The organism is Cupriavidus sp. C1SS-2L, assembly GCF_057073735.1.
In genome coordinates this window covers 696,683-716,934 of sequence record NZ_CP172708.1, presented here as the reverse complement: position 1 = coordinate 716,934, position 20,252 = coordinate 696,683, and the positions used below count along the sequence as shown (strand labels likewise).

Sequence of the window (20,252 nt, the reverse complement as noted above, 5' to 3'; positions counted from 1 at the left end):
GCTGCGTCGCATCCGGCTGCCCCGAAGGGAGCGTTGCACGGCGCGGATACTGTAAAATCCTGCGGCACCGTACCTTTCAGCCGCCAAGCGGCGCATTACCAGAATCCCACCATGGCCATGTACGAATCGGAAATCACCCAGTTCCTGAAGTCCCTGAAGCAGGAACGTCCCGCACTCGAGACCGAGCAGCGCGAAGGCCGCGCCCTGCTGTGGGACAAGGAACCGATCGATCTCGAAGAACGGTCCCGCGCCCAGGCTTCCCGTGTGGCGCAAAAGCCCTACGTGTATTCGCTGGACAACTGATCGCGCCTGACGTGCCGTATAGCGCACGCCACTCATGAACCAGAGCGATCAGGACAAGCTGCTTGCCGTGGAACTGCCCGCTGCGCCGCAGGCCGCATCGGCCGGCGAGGACGGCCCCACCGACGTGGTCGACGGCATGGCGTTCGCACGCCTGTATGGCGAGCCGCTGTTCAAGCTGCCGCAGGACCTGTACATCCCGCCCGATGCGCTCGAGATCTTCCTCGAAGCGTTCGAAGGCCCGCTGGACCTGCTGCTGTACCTGATCCGCAAGCAGAACTTCAACGTCCTCGACATTCCGATGTCGCAGGTCACGCGGCAGTACCTGTCGTACATCGAGCAGATCCGCAAGACCAATCTGGAATTGGCGGCGGAATACCTGCTGATGGCGGCGATGCTCATCGAGATCAAGTCGCGCATGCTGCTGCCGGTCAAGAAGGCCGACAGCGACGAGGATGCCGAAGATCCGCGCGCCGAGCTGGTGCGCCGCCTGCTTGAATACGAACAGATGAAGCTGGCCGCGCAGCGCCTGGATACCGTGCCGCAGCTCGGCCGCGATTTTCTGCGCTCGCAGGTCTATATCGAACAGAGCCTGGCGCCGCGCTTCCCGGACGTGGAAACGGTCGACCTCCAGTCGGCCTGGGCCGACGTGCTCAAGCGCGCCAAGCTCAACCAGCACCACAAGATCTCGCGTGAAGAACTCTCGGTGCGCGAGCACATGAGCCAGATCCTGCGCCGGCTGCAGCACGCGCGCTTCATGGAATTCACCGAGCTGTTCGATGACGCGATCCGTTCCGGCAAGGGCGTGCCCATCGTGGTGGTGAACTTCATCGCCATGCTGGAGCTGTCGCGCGAGTCGCTCGTGGAGATCACGCAGGCCGAGCCGTTCGCGCCAATTTATGTTCGATTGGCGTACACCCCTACCTGACCTCCCCGTCGCGCCGCGCCCACCGCGGTGCCACATGTTCTACAATCCGCCGACAACCGCGAAGAGCCCGGACAGGGTCCGCCGAGACTTGTCGATGCGCCCGCCAGAAGGCGCCAGGATCACCCATACCACGACAGCACACCAAGTTCATGAAAGTCATTTCCTCCATCCAAGAGCTGCGTGACCAGTTGCGCGGGCAAAACCGGGTCGCGTTTGTCCCGACCATGGGCAACCTGCACGAAGGTCACCTGTCGCTGATGCGCCTGGCGCGCCAGCACGGCGATCCGGTGGTGGCATCCATCTTCGTCAACCGCCTGCAGTTCGGCCCGAACGAGGACTTCGACAAGTACCCGCGCACGCTGCAGGACGACATCGAAAAGCTGCAGAGCGAAGGCGTGTACGTGCTGTTCGCGCCGACCGAGCGCGACATGTACCCGGAGCCGCAGGAATACCGCGTGGATCCCCCCCACGATCTCGGCGATATCCTGGAAGGCGAGTTCCGCCCGGGCTTCTTCAAGGGCGTCTGCACCGTGGTGATGAAGCTGTTCACGGCCGCGCAGCCGCGCGTGGCGGTGTTCGGCAAGAAGGACTACCAGCAGCTCATGATCGTGCGCCGCATGGTCCACCAGTTCGCGCTGCCGATCGAGATCGTGCCCGCGGAGACCGTGCGTGCCGAGGACGGCCTGGCGCTGTCGTCGCGCAATCGCTACCTCACCGAAGCCGAGCGCGCCGAGGCGCCCATGCTTTACCGCACGCTGCACGACGTGCGCGACACCGTGCTGGGCAGCGACCGCGCGGCCACCCGGCTGGCCACCGTCGAAGCGGACGCTTGCGCCACCCTGGCGCAGCGCGGCTGGAAGCCCGACTACGTGTCGATCCGCAAGCGCAGCAACCTGCAGGCGCCGACGCCCGAGGAATTCGCCGCCGGCGAGCCGCTGGTGGTGCTGACGGCTGCCAAGCTCGGCGCCACCCGCCTCATCGACAACCTCGAAATCTGAGCCCCGCGGCCAGCGGCCACTTCGCCCAGACAAGAAGAGCAAGCCTTGCGGCTTGCTCTTTGCATTTCAGGCCTCGGCCTTTTCAGCGCTGCGCGTGCTGCGGATGCCGGCCCGCTGGCGGACCTTGGTCACGTGGCGCTGGTGCCCGCGCCGGCGCTTCCACCAGATCAGCACGCCGGTGATCCCGAACATCAGCGGCGCCAGGCCAAAGACGGTGATGAAGAGGCCGCCGGGCACGCCGAAGGCCTCGCCCGTATGCAGCGGGAACAGCCAGTTCAGGAAGGTGTCGCCGGCCGGCGCATCGGCCGGGTCGCGCGCGCCAAGGCGCTTGCCGGTATAGGCATCTAGCCATAGCCGCGTAGCGCCGCTGTCCTTGCGCACCTCGTCGGGCTGGCGCAGGCGCACTTCATAGGCATCGCCCGCCTTACGAGGAAAACTGATGCGGGTCACGGTGGCGTCGGGATATTCGGCTTGGGCGGTCGCCATGATCTGCGCGGCGCCGAGCGGCCGCGCACCGGGCTCGGCGGGTGCCGATGCATGCTTGGCCGGCGGCGTCACCGTCATGACGCTGGAAACGATGGGCGTCACCCACTTCGGCAGGTTCAGGTACCAGCCCGAGAAAGCGATGGTCGCCAGCACCGGCGCGGCAAAGATGCCGCCCGCACGGTGCAACGTATAGGTGAAGCGCGACCACGAGCCGCCATGCGTGATGCGGAACGCCTGGAACACGGAGCGCGGCCGCAGCTTCGGCCACCATGCCACAATGCCGAGCAGCACCATGATCAGCAGCATCATGCCGGTCACACCTGTGATGGTCTTGCCGGTTTCGCCGCTGAGCAGGTAGCGGTGCAGATGGAACAGCGTCGGCAGCAGCAACTGGCGCGACAGGCCAAACTCGCCCCACACCCGCTCGCCCTTCACTTCGAACGTGACCGGATCGACCATGACCTGGCGCGAGCGGCCCGGCACCACGCCATCGGGTCCCTTGACCGGATACCAGGCGACGAAGACGCCGTGTTCCTCCACCGGCAGCATCAGCATGTTCGGCCGGCCATAGCCGGGGCCGGACAGGCGCTCGGTGACGGCCTGCACCGTATCGGAGGACACCGGCATCCGCACGGGCGCCGATGCCACCAGCAGATCGGGATTCAGCCATGCATCGAGCTCGTCGCGCCATGCGATGGTAGTGCCGGTCAGCCCCATCAGGACGAACAACAGGCCGAAGATCAGCCCGATATACAGGTGCAGCTTGACGATGACAACGCGTAGGCGGCCGGTGACCATTGGGCGACAGAAGGGATTGTGGGAGTCGGCAGGAAAGGCGCGTGGTGCCAGCCCCGACAATGCAAATGGGAAAGATTCGCAATTCTATCAGGGTACGAGCGGCCCGCCTGTACTTGAAGCAATGCGGCAGAATGACGCCCTGACCCCTGATATCCGCCAGCCATGCCCCTTGTCACCCTGACGTCCGCCACGGCCGCAGACGCTGATCTCATTGCCGCCATGCACACTGAAAGCTGGCGGCAAACTTACCCGGGCCTGTTGCCCGACGCCTATCTTTCGCAGACGGCGCCTGCGGAGCGCCGCGCGGCCTGGCACGCGCGCCTGCATGACGGTGCGGAAGCGCCACTCGAAGTGACGCTGGCACAGGTAGATGGTGACCCTGCCGGCTTTGCGTGCCTGATGCCCGACGCAGAGCCGGTCTATGGCATCTACCTGGACAACCTGCATGTGCTGCCGGCTTTCCACGGGCACGGACTGGGCAAGCGCCTGCTGGCACACTGCGCGGAGCGCGTGGCAACAGGCTGGCCGGGCCAACCACTGTTCCTGTACGTGCTGGAAGGCAACACGCAGGCGCGCGATTTCTACCGGCGCCTTGGTGGGCAGGAATCCGAGAGCTTCCAGGATCCGTTTCCGGGCACGGACATCATCGTGGCAATACGGCGCGTGACGTGGCCTGACGTGCCCGCACTGCTCGCGCGCCTGACACCCACCGCGCGCTAGCGGCGCAGCGGCGCAAACATGGCCCCAAGGTCCAGATGGCTGGCGAGTGTATCGGCCAGCCGTTCGATCGAGGCCTCGCGCAGTGCCGCAAGGTCGATCCCCTGTGCCCCGTCGAGTCCGGCCCAGCGCAGCAGCCCCTCGCATGCCGTGGGCTCGTCAAACACGCCATGTACATAGGTCGCCAGCACCTGGCCATCCTCTGAGCAGGCACCATCCGCGCGACGCGTGCCGTTTTCATCGTCCAGCCACAGTGCCGGTCGCTCCAGGCCTGAGCCGGTACTCACACCCATGTGGATTTCATAGCCGCTGACAGCGGCTTCTCGATCAGCATCCGCAAGCCGCCCGCTGACTCGGCGCAGCTGCTTGTGCGGCGCCAGTGTCGTTTCATAGTCGAGCCAGCCGAACCCTGCGCTGCTGCCAGCAGGACCTTCATGGCCGGCCGGATCATGGATCTGCCGGCCCAGCATCTGCATGCCGCCGCAGATGCCGATCACCTTGCCGCCATAACGCAGATGCCGCCGCAGCGCCGGCTCCCAGCCATTGGCGCGCAGGAAATCCAGGTCGGCACGCACGCTCTTGCTGCCGGGCAGGATCACGAGGTCCGCGGGCGGCACGGGCATGCCGGGCCCGATAAAGCGCAGGTCGACCTGCGGGTGCGCGCGCAGCGCATCGAAATCGGTGTGGTTCGAGATGCGCGGCAACACCGGCACGATCACGCGCAGCAGCGCGTCAGGCGTACCCCGCTTGGCCGACTGCGCGCCGACGATGGCATCTTCCGCATCCAGATGCAGGCCATGCAGGTACGGCAGCACGCCGAACACCGGCTTGCCGGTGCGTGCCTCCAGCCAGTCGAGCCCCGGCTGCAGCAGGCTGATATCGCCGCGGAAACGGTTGATGATGAAGCCGGTCACGCGTGCGCGCTCACTGTCCGACAGGCAGTCCAGCGTGCCCACCAGATGGGCGAACACGCCGCCGCGATCGATGTCGGCCACCAGCACGACCGGGCAATCGACGCGCTCGGCAAACCCCATGTTGGCGATATCGCGATCGCGCAGGTTGATCTCGGCCGGACTGCCCGCGCCTTCCACGACCACCACGTCGTAGGCCTGCGTCAGCCGTTCATGCGAGGCGAGCACGGCCTTCATGGCCTCCGGCTTGTACGCGTGATAGGCGCGCGCGTCGAGATCCAGCCGGGCTTTGCCGTGGATGATGATCTGCGCGCCGGTGTCGCTGCTCGGCTTGAGCAGCACGGGGTTCATGTCGGTGTGCGGTTCGACCCGCGCCGCCTGTGCCTGCAGCGCCTGCGCGCGACCGATCTCGCCACCATCGGCGGTCACCGCGCTGTTCAGCGCCATGTTCTGCGGCTTGAATGGCGCCACGCGCATGCCGGCCCGGGCCAGTACGCGGCACAGGCCTGCCACGACCGTACTCTTGCCGGCGTCGGAAGTCGTGCCCTGCACCATCAGCGTGCCGCGCAAGGCACTGGCACCGTCCGTGCGCGAGGTTTCAGAAGAATCACATTGCATAGCGGCCAATTATCGCACCCGCCGTGCGGCTATCGGATGCGACCGCTACAATACCCGGATGGACACACCGGCCACCGACACCGCGCCTGCCACGGCCGCGGAGCCTCGCCGGGCCGCGAACGGCCACGGCGCCCACCAGCTCACGCTGGTGCTGGGCGGCGCGCGCTCGGGCAAGAGCCATTACGCCGAGCAACTGGCGACCGACCACGCGGCCATCAAGGGCGGGCCGGTCACCTACATTGCCACCGCACGCCAGGATCCAGACCAGACCGACGAAGAGCTCGAAGTGCGCATCGCGCTGCATCGTGCGCGCCGCCCGGCCGACTGGCATCTCGTCGAAGAGCCGGTCCGCCTGGCCGACGCGCTCTACGCGCACGCGCGCCACGACGGCTGCATCCTGGTGGATTGCGTCACGCTGTGGATGAACAATCTGCTGTTCCCGAAAGACCGCACCTATCCCGAGCACGGTGTGATCACGCCGCCCGATATCTTCGCCGAAGAAATCGAATCGCTGCTCAACGCCCTGCCCACGCTGCCCGGCCACGTGATCCTGGTCTCGAACGAGATCGGCTTCGGCGTGGTGCCGATGGGCGCGATCACGCGCTTCTACGTCGATGAACTGGGGCGCCTCAACCAGAAACTCGCTGCCGCTGCCGATTGCGTACGTCTGCTAGTCGCGGGCATTCCCGTCGCGGTCAAGGGCCCTGACCCCGCATGCTGATGTTGTCCTGGCCGGCGTGCGCGGCCGCGGCGCTGGCTGGCGTATGGCTGGACCAGTGGCTCGGCGAACCGAAGCGCTGGCATCCGCTCGTTGGCTTCGGCAAGCTTGCCAGCGCGCTGGAGCGTCGCCTCAATCGTTCTCCGCAAGCCACGCCCGCATGGCGCCAGCGCATCACCGGCATTGCTGCATGGCTGTTGATCGTGCTGATACCGGCCGCGCTGATCGCGTTGCTGGCCGATGCTGCAAGCCGATGGCATCCATGGCTCGGATGGTCGGTGCACGCAGTCGCGCTCTATGCCGCGCTCGGCGCGCGCAGTCTCGAGCAACACATCGCCCCAATTGCGGCGGCGCTGGCAAGCGGCGACCTTGACGCTGCGCGCACACTGACCGCCCGTATCGTCTCGCGCGATACAGCCGATGCCGACAGCGAAGCCCTGGCACGCGCCGCATGTGAATCGGCACTCGAAAACGGCAATGACGCGATCTTCGGCGCGCTGTTCTGGTTCCTGGTGGGCGGCGCACCCGCCGTGGTTGCCTTCCGTCTCGCCAACACGCTCGACGCGATGTGGGGCTATCGTACGCCGCGCCTGCGATATTTCGGCTGGGCCGCGGCCCGGCTCGACGATGTGCTGAACCTCGCACCGGCACGGCTTACTGCGCTGTCCTATGCACTGCTCGGTGCGACCGTGCAGGCCCTGCGCTGCTGGCGTACGCAGGCGCCCGCATGGTCCAGCCCGAACGCCGGCCCGGTGATGGCTGCCGGCGCAGGCGCCGTCGGCGTTGCGCTTGGCGGACCGGCTCGCTACCACGGCGAAATCGAGGCACGTCCGCCGCTGGGCACTGGTGCCCGGCCTGACGCCGAACATGTGCTGGCCTGCCTGCAACTGGTGCAGCGCACGCTGTGGCTCTGGCTGGCAATAGCCATTGCCAGCGCCGCGGCGCTGCACTGGCTCCCTGCCCTGTTGAGCCTATGAAATTCGCGCTGGCCCCCATTCGCCACGGCGGCGACCTGCAGGCCGCCGTACGCCGCTATGGCCAGCCTGTTGGTGAATGGCTGGACCTGTCTACCGGCATCAATCCGACGGGCTACCCCGTGCCGCCGATTCCGGCCGAGGCCTGGCAGCGCCTGCCGGAGGACAACGACGGCCTGGCGGAAATTGCCTCCCAAGCGTTCGGTGCGCCTCAAGCCCTGCCTGTCGCGGGCTCGCAGGCCGCGATCCGCACGCTGCCGCAACTCCTCGCGCGCGGACGCGTCGGCGTGGCCGCGCTCGGCTACAGCGAGTACGCGCCAGCGTTCGCCGCCGCCGGCCATGACGTTGTGCTGCTCGGCGAATCGGACTTCGCCCAGCCATCGCTGGCAGACGGCCTCGACCACCTCGTCGTGGTCAATCCGAATAACCCGTCAGGCCGTTTGCTTGCGCCGCAAACGTTACTGGCATGGCATGCGACGCTGGCCGCGCGTGGCGGCACGCTGCTTGTCGATGAGGCCTTTATCGACTGCACGCCGCAGCATTCGGTCGCGGCGCACAGCGGCGCCCCGGGGCTCGTGGTACTGCGCTCGCTCGGCAAGTTCTACGGGCTCGCCGGCGTACGCTGTGGCTTCGTGCTTGGGGAAGCTGCGTTGCTCGAAGCGTTGCGCGAACGGCTGGGCCACTGGACCGTATCGGGCCCGGCGCGCGTGATCGCGCGCGCGGCGCTGGCCGACCATGGCTGGCAGGCTGCCAACCGAGATCGTCTGGCCGCGTGGGCCGAACGACTGCGCGCGCTGCTGGCAAGCCACGGCCTTGCACCGGTGATGCAACCCCTGTTCTGCTGGGTGCCGCTTCAACACGCCGCGAATCTGCACGACGCGCTGGCCCGCCATGGCGTCTGGACGCGCCGCTTCGATGCCGCTGGCGACTGCGCGCCGGGCCTTCGGCTCGGACTGCCACCCGATTCGCCGCACGCATGGCAACAACTGGAAACCGCGCTGTCCGCCGTCACGCGCGCCTGAACGCACTCTGACCCGCATGCTCCTCGTCCGCCAGATCGCTGCAGCTGTGCTGCTTGTCGCCACCACTCAGGCCATGGCCACTGTTTCGGCTGTCGATGACGCCGGCCAGACCGTCACCCTCGCCCAGCCCGCGCGCCGCGTGGTTTCGCTCGCCCCACACGTGACCGAGCTGCTCTACGCCGCGGGCGGCGGCGACCGCATCGTCGGCACCGTGCACTACAGCGACTATCCGCCGCAAGCGCGCGATATTCCGCGCGTCGGCGACAACAAGGCGCTGGACCTCGAACGGATTGCGGCGCTCAAGCCGGACCTGATCGTGGTGTGGCGCCATGGCAATGCGCAGAAGCAGACCGACCGCCTGCGTGCGCTGGGCCTGCCGCTGTTCTACAGCGAGCCGCGCCGGCTCGAGTCGATCCCGGACAATCTCGAAAAGCTTGGCACGCTGCTCGGCACGGAAGCCACGGCCCATCGCGCCGCGGACGATTTCCGCCAGCGCGTGGCAGCGCTGCGCAAGACCTACGCGGCCAAGCCGCCGGTCACCGTGTTCTACCAGGTCTGGCAACAGCCGCTGATGACGCTGAATGGCCAGCACCTCGTGAGCGACCTGCTTGCACTATGCGGCGGCCGCAATCTGTTCGCGAATGAATCGCCTCTCGTACCGACCGTGTCGGTAGAGGCCGTGGTGGCTGGCAACCCCGAAGTCATGCTGACCGCAGGCAAAGGCGCCACGGTGTCGGACCGGCCGCTCGCGGACTTCGCGATGTGGGAGAAATGGAAGCAGGTCACGGCGGTCGCACGAGGCAACCTGTTCACGATCGACGGCGATCTCGTTACTCGTGCCGGACCGCGCGTGGTACAGGGCGCCGAGCAGATCTGCAAGGACCTCGACACGGCGCGAAGCCGCCGGTCCGCGCGCTGATCAGCCTGCGCTGCGGTTCCACCACGCGAGCTGGGGCGTGCCGCTGCCTAGGCGGAACAGGCAACTCGCTCCGAAACCCAGTTCCCACCCGAGCGTCGTCGCCAGCGACAGCCCGAGCCAGTGCGCGGCGAGCAAGCGCATCGGCCCGGCATGGCCGACTACCCACAGGCAGGTATCGGTCGGGGCTGCCTCCGCCAACGACGCTGCCCAGCCCGACACGCGCGCCATGGCGAGTGCCGCGGTTTCGCCGCCATGCGGACAGGCATCGAGCAGATCCTGCGCCAGTGCGTCGAGTTCGCCGCGCGGAATATCGTCCCACGCACGCCCTTCCCAGGCGCCGAAGTCGATTTCGGCCAGACGTGGTTCGACTTCGGGTTCCAGCGTGTGAGCAGGCAACGATTGCATCAGCAGCCGGGTCGTTTCGGCCGCGCGCCGCAGCGGGCTTGTCAGCACGCGCTGCGGTGTGGGCAGCGCGGCGACGATGGCCCCCGGAGATGGCTCGACCGGCGTCATCAGACATAAATCCAGACTGCCGTAGCAAATGCCGCCGCCGACCTGCGGGCGCGCGTGACGAATCAGGACCACGTCCATGCGGCGGCCACCAGGTAGATAAGCAATTCGGCCAGTTGCTGCGCCATGCCGAGGCAGTCGCCCGTATAGCCTCCGATGCGGCGCACGAAATAGCGACCCAGAAAGAAGCGCAGAATTGCCAGCGCAACTACCGCCACACCAGCGAATAGTGGCGACACCAGCGCCAGCGGCGCAGCACCGCACAACAGTGCAAAGCCTAGCCCCGCCCCGCCAAGCCGCTGCGCCACGGGCTTGGCCTTACCCTCGTCGCGCACGTAGTCCAGCGTTGCCAGATAGCTCACGGCCATGGCCCGGCTGGCGCCATGCGCGGCGAGCAGCACGAGCAACAGCTCCTGCAATCCGCTGCGTGCGCCGATGGCGACAAGCAGTTGCCACTTGAGCAACAGCGCGATGACCAGCGCGATGGCGCCGAACGCGCCAATGCGCGAGTCGTGCATGATGCGCAGCACGTCCTCGCGCCGCCACGCGCCGCCGAAAGCATCGACGCAATCGGCAAGCCCGTCCTCGTGGAAGGCGCCAGTCAGCAGCAACGTAGCGGCCATGCCGAGCAGCACCGCGACGCCCGGCGGCCACCACTGCAGCGCGCCCCACGTGACCAGCACGGCCACGCCGCCGACCATCAGACCGACCAGTGGAAAGTAGCGCGCCGCCGCATTGAGGTAGCGCGGCTCATAGCCAACCCACTGCGCCAGCGGCGACGGCAGCGGCACGCGCGTGAAGTAGCCGAGCGCGGTCAGGAAGAAGCGCAGTTCGTCGGCCATGCGGCGGTCAGGCCGAGGCGCCGCTGACGCCTGCACCGCTGAACGTGGCCATCTCGTTCAGGAAAGCGGCGGCCGACGACACGAGCGGCCACGCAAGCGCCGCGCCGGTCCCTTCGCCGAGACGCAGGTCCAACGCCAGCAGCGGCTCGGCCTTGAAGTGGTCGAGCAGTGCGCGGTGGCCGCGTTCATGCGAGCAGTGCGAAAACACGCAGTACTGCAGCACGCGGGCGTCGATGCCGTGCGCCACCAGCAGTGCGGCCGAGGCAATGAAGCCGTCGACCAGGATTACCATGCGGCTCGCGGCCGCGGCCAGGAAGGCGCCCGCCATCATCGCGATCTCGAAACCGCCGAATGCGGCCAATGCATCGAGCGGCGCAAGGGCATCCGCGTGCAGCGCAAGCGCGCGCTCCAGCACCTCGCGCTTGCGCGTAAGGCCGGCGTCGTCGAGCCCGGTGCCGCGGCCGATGCAGTCCGCCAGCGGCACGCCCGTGAGCCGGCTCATGAGGCACGCTGCGGACGAGGTGTTGCCGATGCCCATCTCGCCAAAACCGATCACATTGCAGCCCTGCTGCGCGGCGCGCAGCACGCGCGCCATGCCGGCCATCATCGCGGCGCTGGCCTGCTCCGCACGCATGGCCTGCGTCTCGGCGAAGTTCTGCGTGCCGTCCGCGATCCGGCAATTGACCAGTCCCGGCGACGCGGGCAGCGGCACACGCACGCCGGCATCGACGACTTCCAGCGCAATGCCGTGCAGGCGCGAGAACACGTTGATGGCCGCTCCGCCCTTCAGGAAATTGAGCACCATCTGCGCGGTGACCTCGGCCGGATACGCGCTGACGCCCGCATCAGCAACACCATGGTCGCCGGCAAAGACGATGACGGTGGGTCGTTTCAGTGCCGGTTGCGTTGTGCCGCAGATCAGGCCGACCTGCATGGCGAGGTCTTCGAGCCGGCCGAGTGCGCCGAGCGGCTTGGTCTTGTCGTCGATGGCGGCCCGCAGGGCCGGACGCAGCGCGTCGTCGAGGGGGGCGATTTCTGGAAACAGCATGGTGCGCAATGAATACGGATAAAAATGAATCGGGCGCAGTGTACCGCTACATCTCCACGCCGCGCTGCGCCTTGATGCCCTGCTGGAACGCGTGCTTGACCGGCACCATGTCGGTGACGGTGTCCGCTGCTTCCACCAGCGCCGGCGGCGCGCCACGGCCGGTGATGACCACGTGCTGCATCGGTGGCCGCGCGCGCAAGTCCTCGACCACGCGCTCCACATCAAGATAGTGCAGCTTGAGCGCGATGTTGAGTTCGTCGAACAGCACGAGCCCGATCGACGGGTCGCGCAGCATGCCGCGCGCCACTTCCCAGGCCGCTTCTGCCTTGGCCACATCACGCGCGCGGTCCTGCGTCTCCCACGTGTAGCCTTCGCCCATCACATGGAAGTCGCAGACATCGGGGAAGCGGCGAAGGAACATCTCCTCGCCGGTGGGCTGCGCGCCCTTGATGAACTGCACCACGCCGGTCCGCATGCCGTGGCCGAGCGCACGCACCACCATGCCGAAGCCTGAGCTCGACTTTCCCTTGCCATTGCCGGTCGTGATGACGATCACGCCGCGCTCGTCCTGCGCGGCGGCGATTTTCGCGTCGACCACTTCCTTCTTGCGGACCATGCGGGCCTTGTGGCGCTCGTCGCGGCCGCCATCGTCCGTGCCGCCGCCCTGTGCTGTCGTGTTGTCGTTCATGATTGTTCGTTCGTGCCCGCCCGCGGGCGGGGAAATCCATCGGGAATCAGCGCGGTGTGGACGCCGTCAGTCACGCTGACGATCGGCGTGCGCAGCGCGCGCGAGCATTGTTCGGGGGTCAGCACCTGCTGTGCCGGGCCATGCAGCGCCGTGCCGTCTTCGGCCATCAGCAGCGCATGGGTGGCGTAGCGGCGCGCCAGGTTCAGGTCGTGCAGGATCACGACGATCGCATGGCGGCCCGCACGCGCCAGCGACGCGAGCACTTCGAGCACCATGATCTGGTGCCGCAAGTCCAGGTGCGAGACGGGTTCGTCGAGCAGCAGCAGCGGCGCCTGCTGCGCAAGCACGGCGGCCAGCGCCGCGCGCTGGCGTTCACCGCCGGACAGCGTCAGTACGTCGCGTGCGGACAGCGTTTCAAGGTCCATGGCATCAATGGCGGCGCGTACCACGGCATCGTCATCGCGCCCGGTCCAGCCCCAGCCGGACAGGTGCGGATGGCGGCCCACGCGCACCGCGTCGAGCACGGACATCGAGAACGTGTCATGCAGGGCCTGTGGCAGGTAGGCACGCTGGCGTGCCAGTGCGGCCGGCGACAGTCGCTCCAGTGACGTGCCGTCCAGGCTGGCGCTGCCACCATCGGCGCGGCGCAGGCCCGAAAGCACGCCCATCAGCGTGGATTTGCCGACGCCATTGGGTCCGGCCACGCACCAGAGCTGTCCCGGTGCGATCTCGAGCGACAGGCCATCGACCAGCACGCGCGTGCCGGTGCGCAGGCTCACGTCGTGCAGGGACAGCGTGGAGCATGCGGCTGCGGGTTCGGACCAGTGCGTCATCGCGGCCTCCGCAACAGCAGGTAGAGGAAGGTCGGCACGCCAAGCAACGCAGTAATGACGCCCACTGGCAGCTGTGCGGGCGCGATCACGGTACGTGCGATGAGATCGGCGGCCATCAACAACGCCCCGCCGAGCAGCGCGGAGGCTGGCAGCAGCAGGCGCTGATCATTGCCCCATGCGAGGCGCACCAGATGCGGCACCACCAGGCCGACAAAGCCGATCGAACCCGCCGTGGTGATGGCCACGGCAATCGACAGTGAGGCGAGCACGAACGTGGCCAGTCGCACGCGGCCGACGCGAACACCCAACGACTGCGCCACGGTTTCACCGAGGAGCATCACATTGAGCGAGCGCGCCATCGGCATGGCGAGCAAGACAGCGAGCGCCAGCATGGCCAGCGCGACGCCATATTCAGCCGTGCCGCCCAGATCGCCCGTAAGCCAGAACAGCATGCCGCGCAGACGCGCTTCCGGCGCAACGGCAAGAATCAGCGTAATCAGCGCGCCCCAGCCCGAGGCCAGGATCACGCCCGTCAGCAGCAGGCGCGCACCGGCCTCGTGGTGGCCGCCCTGCACCTGCGGAAGCAGCAGGTCACGCCGCGCGAGCGTGGCGACCAGCACCATCGACAGCAACGCACCACTCGCCGCGCCGGCCTGCACGGCCCATAGCGGCAGCATCAGCAGCATGGCGCCGAGCGCACCGGTGGCGGCGCCGCCGGACACGCCCAGCACATAGGGCTCGGCCAGCGGATTGCGCAGCAGCACCTGCATCAATGCACCGGACAAGGCCAGCAGGCCGCCGCAGGCAAATGCCGCGGCGGCACGTGGCAGGCGCAGGTCGCGCACGATGGCGCCCGCGGTGCCGGTGTCTGCGCCCGTCAGCGCCTGCCAGAGTTGCGCGGCGTCCATGCGCACGCTGCCAAACGCCAGCGACAGCAGGAACACCGCCACCGCGACCGCAGCGAGCGCCAGCCACACCGCGAGGGCGCGCCGGAAGTCAGACATGGCGCGCCACACCGCCCGTCATTTCTGGCGCCAGCCCAGCGTGATATAGCCGGCCCGGCCCTGCGTGTTGTAGGGGTAGACCAGCTGGTAGTTCTTGTCGAACAGGTTCTCGACCCGGGCAGCGACGAACCATTGCTTGTCGATGTTGTAGCGCGCGTTGAGGTTGACGATACCGTATCCGCCCAGCGTGCGCGAGCCCGTATCCAGGCGCGACGAGGACAGCAGCCATTCGCCGCCGAAACGCCAGTTGCCGAAATTGCGGCCCACGTCGAACGCGGCATGGCGGCGCGCGCGGCGCAGCAGCTGCGTGTCGGTCTGTTCGTCAACCGGGTTCTGGAACGTCACGCTCGCGCCCACATCGGTACCCCAAAGCGACGCACGCCAGGACGCCTCGATGCCCTGCACCTTCGCCTTGTTGACGTTGGTCGGCGCCAGCAGGCCGTTGGGCTGCGTGACGTTGACGATCAGGTCGTCGTAGCGGGTCTCGAACGTCGTCACGCGCAGCAGGCCGGTTTGCGGCGTGTTGTACTGCACGCCGACTTCCGCCGACTTGGCGCGCTCGGGGTTCAGGTTCGGATTGCCGAAGCCCGGGAAATACAGCTCGTTGAACGTTGGCGCACGGAAAGCATTGCTGACATTGGCGATCAGCTTGAGCGCGTCGGTCACGTTGTAGCCATAGCCCGCAAAGAAGCTGCCCTGGTTGCCGAAGTCCGAATAGTGGTCGTTGCGCCCGTTGAGCTGGATCTGGTGCTTGCCAAAGCGCCCGTCATAGCCACCGAACACCGAGAACACATTGCGCGACGGCGCGCCGTACGAGTTCGAATCGAGCTCTTGCTGCAGGTAGTCGGTACCGAACAGCAGCGTGTGGGTCGGCGCCAGCGCGTATTCGTTCTGCCAGTTGAACTGGCGGTTACGCGTGTTGAAGGTGCCGTTGTTGGCACCGTTGAGGAAGTTTTCGCTGCGGTCCTCGCTCTGTGCAAGCTTGAAATGCGTGGCCCAGTCCGGCAGCACCTTGCCGTTGACGAATGCCGACACCGTGTACAGCTCGCTGTTGCTGCGGTTGTCGTCGGTCGGGCGGCCGAAGCTGCTGTCATACGACAGCTTGCTCTTCGAGTAGTAGCCGGCCATGCCCGCATCCCAGTCCGGCGTGAAGCGGTGCTTGACTTGCGCCGATACGCTCTGGTTCTCGTACGGATTGTCGTTCGGGTTAGCGCGCGGCGCCTGCTTCGTGTTGATCGACGAAAATCCGTCGGTCTTGAACGCAGAACCCGTCACGTTGAACGAGGTGTCGCCGATCTGGCCGCCATAGCCAACCGTCCCCTGGCGCGTATTGTTGCTGCCGTACTCGACCTGCGCGTTCGCCGCCGGGGCCTGGCCCGCGCCGCTCTTGGTGAAAATCTGCACCACGCCGCCGATCGCATCCGAGCCGTACAGCGCCGACACGTTGCCCCGCACCACTTCGATGTGGTCGATCTGGTCAGGCAGGATGTTGGCCAGCTGAGCGGTGCCGCTGCTGACCGACGAGACGCGCGCGCCGTCGATCAGAATCAGCGTCTGGTTGGAGTTGGCGCCGCGCATGAATATCGACGTGTTCGAGCCCATGCCGCCGTTGGCGGTCAGCTCCACACCGGCCTGGTTGCGCAGCAGCGTGCGCAGGTCCGGCGCTTGCGAGTTGACGATATCCTCCTGCGTCACCACCGTGGTATGCGGCAGCGCCTCGGTCAACGGCTGTGCCGTGCGGGTCGAGGTGACCACCACCGGCGGCAGTTGTGTCGCAGCGGCGGTACCGGCAACCGGTTGAGATCCACTGGCAGTCTCGGTCTGGGCCAAGGCGGGATTCAGGACAAGGGAAGACACGGCAGCCAGGACGGCAGCTACGGACGGACGCACCGTCGGCAGTGCCGGACGGTACGACCTGTAAAGCGATGAACGCATGATGCAGGAATGGATAGGACGGCCGGGCCCGTTCCCCCGCGGGCCATGTGGCGATGAGGCGTGCCGCGCAGGGGCGGCAGCCCGCGTTCAGGCCGGTATCCGGGCTGGCGGCTCGGGACTGGCCGCCTTCCCGAACGCGTGAGGTTCAGTGGCGATTGGCCAGCCCTGCGACGCCGTGTGGGCAGGCATCGCGGCCGCTTACCGTTGCGGGGGCAGCACAGGTTGGCCTGGCCGAGCTGTTCGTCGGCCGCGGCTCCCTGTTTCCCGTTGAACTGCCAATCTGCCTTGGGCGGATGGCGAGCACCTGGAACGTGCGCGAGTGTAGGCAGTTTCCCTAATCGAGTCAAGGCGCGAGTCCATGCGGGCCGGACCGCGCTTGACGACGCACAAACGGGCCGCAAACCGGGCGCAAACGCCGTTTTCGGCGCAGAAGCGTGCAACTTCCGGGCGCCATGGCAGTCACACCCGCCTTGCCTCTCATTGTGCGCGACGACGCTTCGGCTAGAATCGCGATACCTGACACCATTCACCATGACAGGCCCTATGCTTAACGAACTCGAACAGCTGGCCGCCAAGATCGGGCGCGTGCTCCATCACGCGGACACCCTGGCGGCGGAGAACCAGCGGCTGCGCGACGAAATCGCGCGCCTGCAAGGCGAAGCCACGCAGTTGCGCAGCGAACGCGAAGCCATGGCCGCCGACCGCGAACTGCTCAACATCAAGATCGAGGAAGCGCAACTGCGCATCCAGTCCATCCTCGACAAGCTGCCCACCGCTAGCGATTCGCGCCAGCTCGACCTGCTGGACGAAGGCGCCGGATCTGCGGCCCCGGGCGACGCCGCGCACAAGGCCTCCGGAGAACACGCATGAGCAACAAGCAAGTCGAAGTGAACATCGCGGGCCAGCCCTACCGCTTCGCGATCGCGCCCGAGAACGAGGCCGCGCTGCTGGAAGCTGTCGCGCTGGTGGACACGCAGATGAACAAGCTGCGCAACAACGCCTCGGCCAAGGGTGTGGAACGCGTTGCAGTGATGGCGGCGATCGCCATCGCATCGGACCTGCTGGCCCTGCAGCGCAAGCAGCAGTCGGACGGGGCGATCCCCGTCGATGCCATCCGCGCGCGCATCCGCGAACTCAACGAGCGCGCCGACGAAGCGCTGCGGCAATACGCGCATGTCGGCACGGGGACGCCGGCACAGACGAACTGAGCGCCGGCCGCGCGCATGTGCGCTGTCGTGCAAAATGTAACGACGTGGCCGGGTGGGCTTGGTATGCATGAGGACGAGGTGTATAGTGTAGCCAGACTGCACGAGGCACCACAGACGTGCAGCAAAATGGCCGGGTTATCGCGCCTGGCCGCCGTTCTCATCCCATCCTAGTTAGAAACGGCAAACGTCTGACATCCCGCCCGCGGATCCGGTTTTTGGTCACGTCGGGATGTTAGGAGCGTCAGACGTTTGACAGTTTCCCTGCCTGGTTCGCAAGGGTCATAAACTCCTTGAACCGATATGCATCGCATGGTGCGGGATCATGTTGTATGGGCGAGCGCGTCGCCGCACTCATAGTCTGGGCCTGGCTTGGACTCCCTGAGTGGGTGATGTACCCGAAATACGACTTCCGCAGCCACTCTGAACCTCACTTGGGTTCAGGATGCCGACCCAACGGCCGAGGCGGGGACCCCTCAAAAAGGCGGTGGTTTAACAGACCACCGCCTTTTTTCTTGCCGTGCGCTGCCGCGTCGCGCGTGCAGCGCGTGTCGCCAACGCCCGCACCCCCGACTGCCATGAGCCGCGCCGAGAACAGCCGCACAGAAAAAGCGCCCGCACGTGCCCGCCAGTACTGGCTGATGAAGTCCGAACCGGACGAGGCCAGCATCGATACCCTAGCGAAAGACGGGACATTGCCGTGGACCGGCGTGCGCAATTACCAGGCGCGAAACTTCATGCGCGACGTCATGCGCATCGGCGACGGCGTGCTGTTCTATCACTCCTCCTGTCCCGAACCGGGCATTGCGGGGCTTGCCGAGGTCTGCTCGCAACCCTACCCCGACCCGACCCAGTTCGATCCGAAGAGCCACTATTACGACGCCGCATCGAAGCCGGACGAACCGCGCTGGCAGCTCGTCGACGTCAAGTACGTGCGCAAGAGCGCGCTGATTCCGCTGTCCGAATTGCGCGCGCACGAAGAACTGGCCGACATGGTCGTCCTGCGGCGCGGCAACCGGCTGTCTATCACGCCGGTCACGGCGGCTGAATGGCGTTTCATCACCACGCGGCTGATGGGCTGACCGTCAGGGCCACGGCCGCCCCGACGGCCTTCGCATCCATAACGACAACCACAAGCGACGCGACGCTTTCTGTTCCATGAGCCTTGCCCTGATTCCCGCCCTGCTTGCGCTGGGCGCCTTTACCGGCTTCTGTGCCGGCCTGCTCGGCGTGGGCGGCGGCATGATGATGGTGCCCTTCCTCACGCTGCTGTTCACGAGTCTCGGCTTTTCCGGCGAAGCGATCGTCCATATGGCCATCGCCACGTCGATGGGCACAATCCTTTTCACGTCACTGTCATCGGTGCGCGCCCACCACAAGCGCGGTGCGGTGCGCTGGCCGATCGTGCTTGCGCTTGCGCCAGGGATCCTGCTCGGCGGCATGATCGGCGGCGGCAAGGTGTTCGCGGCACTCAAGACGAGTTGGTTGTCGCTCGCGTTCGCCTGCTTCGTCGGTTTTTCCGCACTGCAGATGCTGCGCAGCCGGAAGCCCGCGCCGAGCCGGCAATTGCCGGGCGTGCCGGGCATGGTGGGCGCGGGGTCAGCGATCGGGTTCCTTTCCAGCCTGGTCGGCGCCGGCGGCGCCTTCGTCTCCGTGCCGTTCATGACCTGGTGCAACGTGCCGATCCACAACGCCGTGGCTACATCGGCGGCTCTGGGCTTTCCGATCGCAGTCGCCAGCGTGGTCGGCTACATCTGGAGCGGATGGCAGCAGCCGGGCCTGCCGGCCGGATCGCTTGGCTATATCTACCTGCCTGCGCTGGTCGCCATTGCGGTGGCCAGCGTGCTGACAGCGCCGCTGGGCGCGCGCACCGCGCACCGGATGGACGTGGGCCAGCTCAGGAAAGCGTTTGCGGTGTTGCTGCTCTGCCTGGCGAGCTACATGATGTGGAAGGCCTGGAACGCCTTCTGAAGCCGCCCACACACGGGGCTGCAATTTCCCGATACACCGACGATGCACCGGCATCCATCGCACCGGGAACGATTGCAGGCAGTTCGCGTCTCATACCCATCACTTTGACCGGGAGAACAAGATGAAACAACTGCTTGCCGCCACCCTGCTTGGCACGTCCGCGCTGGCCGCGTCCGCACAGGGCATGCCAGGCCATGCCGAGGTGCCGTCCGGCGTGCTGGCACTGTCCGCGCAGGCCGTGACCGAAGTGCCGACTGATGTCGTGCACCTCACGCTGGCTGCAGAGCAGGAAGGCGCGGAGCCGGGCGCGATCTCGTCGCAGCTTTCGACCCGCACGCAAGCCGTGATCAACCAGGCCAAGCGTACGCCGGGCGTGCAGGCCGAATCGGGCGGCTTCACGATCCGTCCGACCACCGACCGCAACGGCCGCATCAGCACATGGCGCGGCCGTTCGGAAGTCATCCTGCAATCGCGCGACTTCGCCGCCGTATCAAAGCTGGCTGGCGACCTTGCGAACCAGATGCAGGTGCAGGGCATTGCGTTCTCGCTGTCGCGCGAAGCGCGCCTGGCTGCGGAAGGCAAGCTCACCGAGCAGGCCGTCAGTTCGTTCCGCGACAAGGCGCAAGCCACGTCCAAGCTGTTCGGCTACAGCAGCTATACGATCCGCGAAGTCAATGTGAACGAGAGCGGCGTGGTACCGCCAATGCCGCGCATGTATGGTGCGGCCAAGGCCATGATGTCGGATTCCGCTGCACCGGTGCCCGTCGAGGGCGGCAAGACGCAGGTCACCGTGTCGGTGAATGGGTCGGTGCAAATGCTGAAGTAAG

The 20,252-nt window shown here is 66.8% G+C and carries 22 protein-coding genes and 1 riboswitch; of the genes, 13 read left to right on the top strand and 9 right to left on the bottom strand.

All coding sequences use genetic code 11. From position 1 onward, the window contains the following. The first annotated feature begins 111 nt into the window (after positions 1–111). The 3 genes from ACIGJG_RS03385 (at position 112) to panC (ending at position 2,226) form a co-directional block, all read left to right on the top strand. The gene (locus ACIGJG_RS03385; RefSeq protein ID WP_041679489.1) at positions 112–303 is read left to right on the top strand and encodes a DUF3460 family protein; all 192 of its coding nucleotides are present in this window, start codon (positions 112–114) and stop codon (positions 301–303) included. Between the two features lie 34 nt (positions 304–337). After that, complete coding sequence (locus tag ACIGJG_RS03380; RefSeq protein ID WP_140950942.1) at positions 338–1,228, top strand: segregation and condensation protein A; 891 nt, start codon at positions 338–340, stop codon at positions 1,226–1,228. A gap of 149 nt (positions 1,229–1,377) precedes the next feature. Further along, entirely contained in the window at positions 1,378–2,226 is an 849-nt protein-coding gene (panC, locus tag ACIGJG_RS03375) for a pantoate--beta-alanine ligase (protein ID WP_011296855.1), read from the top strand. 66 nt (positions 2,227–2,292) lie between these two features. On the opposite strand, the gene ACIGJG_RS03370 is transcribed toward panC, so the two are convergent. Then, positions 2,293–3,510, bottom strand: a complete 1,218-nt coding sequence (locus ACIGJG_RS03370) for a PepSY-associated TM helix domain-containing protein (protein ID WP_483672751.1) — start codon at positions 3,508–3,510, stop codon at positions 2,293–2,295. A 162-nt stretch (positions 3,511–3,672) separates the two neighbouring features. Here ACIGJG_RS03370 and ACIGJG_RS03365 point away from each other — a divergent pair, with 162 nt between their 5' ends. After that, a complete protein-coding gene (locus ACIGJG_RS03365; protein WP_011296853.1) occupies positions 3,673–4,230 on the top strand; it encodes a GNAT family N-acetyltransferase in 558 nt (185 codons plus the stop codon). On the opposite strand, the gene ACIGJG_RS03360 is transcribed toward ACIGJG_RS03365, so the two are convergent. Next, positions 4,227–5,693 carry a cobyric acid synthase gene (locus ACIGJG_RS03360; RefSeq protein ID WP_011296852.1) on the bottom strand — a complete coding sequence of 489 codons (1,467 nt, stop codon included), beginning with the start codon at positions 5,691–5,693 and terminating at the stop codon, positions 4,227–4,229. The genes ACIGJG_RS03365 and ACIGJG_RS03360 overlap by 4 nt on opposite strands. Before the next feature lie 121 nt (positions 5,694–5,814). Between ACIGJG_RS03360 and cobU the strand changes: the two genes are divergently transcribed. The 4 genes from cobU to ACIGJG_RS03340 are packed head-to-tail and all read left to right on the top strand — an operon-like array spanning position 5,815 to position 9,389. Continuing rightward, positions 5,815–6,477: a bifunctional adenosylcobinamide kinase/adenosylcobinamide-phosphate guanylyltransferase gene (cobU, locus tag ACIGJG_RS03355; protein WP_483672750.1), complete on the top strand. Its 663-nt coding sequence runs from the start codon at positions 5,815–5,817 to the stop codon at positions 6,475–6,477. Beyond that, on the top strand, positions 6,471–7,451 hold the full coding sequence (cbiB, locus tag ACIGJG_RS03350; RefSeq protein ID WP_011296850.1) for an adenosylcobinamide-phosphate synthase CbiB: 981 nt from the start codon (positions 6,471–6,473) through the stop codon (positions 7,449–7,451). Before cobU ends, cbiB begins: the two co-directional genes overlap by 7 nt. Next, entirely contained in the window at positions 7,448–8,470 is a 1,023-nt protein-coding gene (gene cobD / locus ACIGJG_RS03345) for a threonine-phosphate decarboxylase CobD (RefSeq protein WP_011296849.1), read from the top strand. Before cbiB ends, cobD begins: the two co-directional genes overlap by 4 nt. Positions 8,471–8,486: 16 nt before the next feature. Then, positions 8,487–9,389 carry a cobalamin-binding protein gene (locus ACIGJG_RS03340; protein ID WP_483672749.1) on the top strand — a complete coding sequence of 301 codons (903 nt, stop codon included), beginning with the start codon at positions 8,487–8,489 and terminating at the stop codon, positions 9,387–9,389. Here ACIGJG_RS03340 and ACIGJG_RS03335 read toward each other — a convergent pair whose 3' ends face one another. From ACIGJG_RS03335 to ACIGJG_RS03305, 7 genes are read right to left on the bottom strand one after another with little or no spacing between them, the layout of a single operon-like run. Continuing rightward, a complete protein-coding gene (locus ACIGJG_RS03335; RefSeq protein WP_011296847.1) occupies positions 9,390–9,980 on the bottom strand; it encodes a histidine phosphatase family protein in 591 nt (196 codons plus the stop codon). Continuing rightward, positions 9,965–10,741 (bottom strand): adenosylcobinamide-GDP ribazoletransferase, encoded by a 777-nt coding sequence (locus tag ACIGJG_RS03330; protein ID WP_011296846.1) that lies wholly within the window; start codon positions 10,739–10,741, stop codon positions 9,965–9,967. Before ACIGJG_RS03330 ends, ACIGJG_RS03335 begins: the two co-directional genes overlap by 16 nt. A 7-nt stretch (positions 10,742–10,748) precedes the next feature. Further along, positions 10,749–11,789: a nicotinate-nucleotide--dimethylbenzimidazole phosphoribosyltransferase gene (gene cobT / locus ACIGJG_RS03325; protein ID WP_483672748.1), complete on the bottom strand. Its 1,041-nt coding sequence runs from the start codon at positions 11,787–11,789 to the stop codon at positions 10,749–10,751. Between the two features lie 46 nt (positions 11,790–11,835). Beyond that, a complete protein-coding gene (cobO, locus tag ACIGJG_RS03320) occupies positions 11,836–12,477 on the bottom strand; it encodes a cob(I)yrinic acid a,c-diamide adenosyltransferase (protein ID WP_140949605.1) in 642 nt (213 codons plus the stop codon). Then, the gene (locus tag ACIGJG_RS03315; RefSeq protein WP_011296843.1) at positions 12,474–13,310 is read right to left on the bottom strand and encodes an ABC transporter ATP-binding protein; all 837 of its coding nucleotides are present in this window, start codon (positions 13,308–13,310) and stop codon (positions 12,474–12,476) included. Before ACIGJG_RS03315 ends, cobO begins: the two co-directional genes overlap by 4 nt. Next, entirely contained in the window at positions 13,307–14,314 is a 1,008-nt protein-coding gene (locus ACIGJG_RS03310) for a FecCD family ABC transporter permease (RefSeq protein WP_011296842.1), read from the bottom strand. Before ACIGJG_RS03310 ends, ACIGJG_RS03315 begins: the two co-directional genes overlap by 4 nt. Positions 14,315–14,332: 18 nt before the next feature. After that, positions 14,333–16,249 carry a TonB-dependent receptor plug domain-containing protein gene (locus ACIGJG_RS03305; protein WP_483672747.1) on the bottom strand — a complete coding sequence of 639 codons (1,917 nt, stop codon included), beginning with the start codon at positions 16,247–16,249 and terminating at the stop codon, positions 14,333–14,335. Positions 16,250–16,322: 73 nt separating this feature from the next. Beyond that, positions 16,323–16,573: riboswitch (cobalamin riboswitch) on the bottom strand. 219 nt (positions 16,574–16,792) lie between these two features. On the opposite strand from ACIGJG_RS03305, the gene ACIGJG_RS03300 reads away from it, so the two are divergent. From ACIGJG_RS03300 to ACIGJG_RS03280, 5 genes are all read left to right on the top strand, one after another. After that, the gene (locus ACIGJG_RS03300; protein WP_041679487.1) at positions 16,793–17,119 is read left to right on the top strand and encodes an MreC domain-containing protein; all 327 of its coding nucleotides are present in this window, start codon (positions 16,793–16,795) and stop codon (positions 17,117–17,119) included. Continuing rightward, positions 17,116–17,457 (top strand): cell division protein ZapA, encoded by a 342-nt coding sequence (locus ACIGJG_RS03295; protein ID WP_483672746.1) that lies wholly within the window; start codon positions 17,116–17,118, stop codon positions 17,455–17,457. Before ACIGJG_RS03300 ends, ACIGJG_RS03295 begins: the two co-directional genes overlap by 4 nt. Positions 17,458–18,032: 575 nt before the next feature. After that, entirely contained in the window at positions 18,033–18,536 is a 504-nt protein-coding gene (locus ACIGJG_RS03290; RefSeq protein ID WP_011296838.1) for an EVE domain-containing protein, read from the top strand. A gap of 76 nt (positions 18,537–18,612) precedes the next feature. Continuing rightward, positions 18,613–19,425: a sulfite exporter TauE/SafE family protein gene (locus ACIGJG_RS03285; RefSeq protein ID WP_140949603.1), complete on the top strand. Its 813-nt coding sequence runs from the start codon at positions 18,613–18,615 to the stop codon at positions 19,423–19,425. Between the two features lie 121 nt (positions 19,426–19,546). Continuing rightward, on the top strand, positions 19,547–20,251 hold the full coding sequence (locus tag ACIGJG_RS03280) for an SIMPL domain-containing protein (RefSeq protein WP_011296836.1): 705 nt from the start codon (positions 19,547–19,549) through the stop codon (positions 20,249–20,251). Position 20,252 lies beyond the last annotated feature (1 nt).